Below are 1,507 nucleotides of genomic sequence, written 5' to 3'. Positions count from 1 at the left end.
AGCAGCAGTCACACCGGCCCGTGAATCAGCGGGGCTAGTGCAGCTGTTCGGGTACCTCGAACTCGGCGCACAACGCCAACCACACGCGCTTGACGGGGAGGCCGGCGTCGATCGCCTCGAGGGCGGTCCTCCCGCCACACTCCGCGAGATGGTGCGATCTGGTCAGACTGTCGGCACGGAGTTCACCGAAGGCCTCCACGGTGCGTGCGCGGAACTCGGTCAGGGTCACGTCTCGCCCTCCCCTACGGACGACGACGGGCCGCCGGCGTGGTCGCCGACGGCCCGTTGCCGTGAGATCACTGCTGTTCGGTCTGCGCCTGCTGCTGCTGCGGCGGCGCGGCCGACTCGGACTGGCCCTGGCCGAGCTGGCCGGTGGCGCCGGTACCGGAACCGAGCTGGCCGCCCTCCGCCATCGACGCGCGGATCTGCTCGAGGCGGCTGTGGCCGGCCATCTGCGTCGAGGCCTGCTCGACCTCGAGCATGCGACCCTGCACCGAGTTCTGTGCGAGTTCGGCCGAGCCCAGGGCGTTGGCGTAGCGTCGCTCGATCTTGTCGCGGACCTGGTCGAGGTTCGGGGTGTTGCCACCCGAGGACATCTCCGACATCGACTGCAGGGACGCGCTGACCTGCTCCTGCATCTTGGCCTGCTCCAGCTGACTGAGCAGCTTGGTGCGCTCGGCCACGCGCTGCTGGAGGACCATCGCGTTCTGCTCGACGGCCTTCTTGGCCTGGGCCGCGGCCTGGAGTGACTGGTCGTGCAGGCCCTTGAGGTCCTCCACGCTCTGCTCGGCCGTGACCAACTGGGCCGCGAACGCCTCCGCGGCGTTCTCGTACTCCGTGGCCTTGGCCGCGTCGCCCTTCTGGCGCGCCTGCTCCGACATCTGCAACGCCTGCCGGGTGGAGCCCTGGAGCTTCTCGATCTCCGCGAGCTGCCGGTTGAGCTTCATCTCCAACTGGCGCTGGTTGCCGATGACCGCGGCAGCCTGCTGCGAGAGCTGCTGGTGCTGACGCTGCGCATCGGCGATGGCCTGCTGGATCTGGACCTTGGGATCGGCCTTCTCGTCGATCTTCGAATCGAACAACGCCATGAGGTAGCGCCATGCCTTGGTAAACGGATTGGCCATCGCTGCGTAGTGTCCTTCTGCCGATTCGGACGACGGGTCTGTTCAACGGTACCGAACAACGCACGGTTGCGACCACCGGGCGTGACGGGCGTGCGGTCAGGCGGCGAGCACCGGCTCGGTGAACGTGCCCGGAGGGGAGACCTCGAGGGCGGCGCGGATGAGGATCTCACCCAGGGAGACGTCGAGCGCCCCCGAGATGGAGGCGAGCAGTTCGCTCGAGGCCTCCTTGCGGCCGCGCTCGATCTCCGAGAGGTAGCCGGGGCTCACGCGGGCGGCGTCGGCCACGTCCCGCAGGGTCCGACCGGATTCCCCGCGCAGCCCGCGCAGGACCGTCCCGAGCGTCTCGCGTAGCAGAGGGGCACCGCCGGGCTGGTCCGGTCTGG

The 1,507-nt window shown here is 69.1% G+C and carries 3 protein-coding genes; all 3 read right to left on the bottom strand.

Translation table 11 applies throughout. The features are described from left to right. Positions 1-34: 34 nt before the first annotated feature. Positions 35-229: a DUF3046 domain-containing protein gene (locus tag G6023_RS11515; RefSeq protein ID WP_067717747.1), complete on the bottom strand. Its 195-nt coding sequence runs from the start codon at positions 227-229 to the stop codon at positions 35-37. A gap of 67 nt (positions 230-296) precedes the next feature. Next, entirely contained in the window at positions 297-1,124 is an 828-nt protein-coding gene (gene pspA / locus G6023_RS11510) for a phage shock protein PspA (protein ID WP_069389093.1), read from the bottom strand. A 96-nt stretch (positions 1,125-1,220) separates the two neighbouring features. Next, the coding region (locus G6023_RS11505; RefSeq protein WP_182635583.1) for a helix-turn-helix domain-containing protein at positions 1,221-1,507 on the bottom strand (287 nt) is incomplete at its 5' end.

The sequence above is a fragment of the Dietzia sp. DQ11-71 genome, assembly GCF_014144995.1.
GTDB lineage: Bacteria > Actinomycetota > Actinomycetes > Mycobacteriales > Mycobacteriaceae > Dietzia > Dietzia kunjamensis.
The sequence above is the reverse complement of the archived record's forward strand: the minus strand, read 5'-3'. Positions and strand labels throughout refer to the sequence as shown.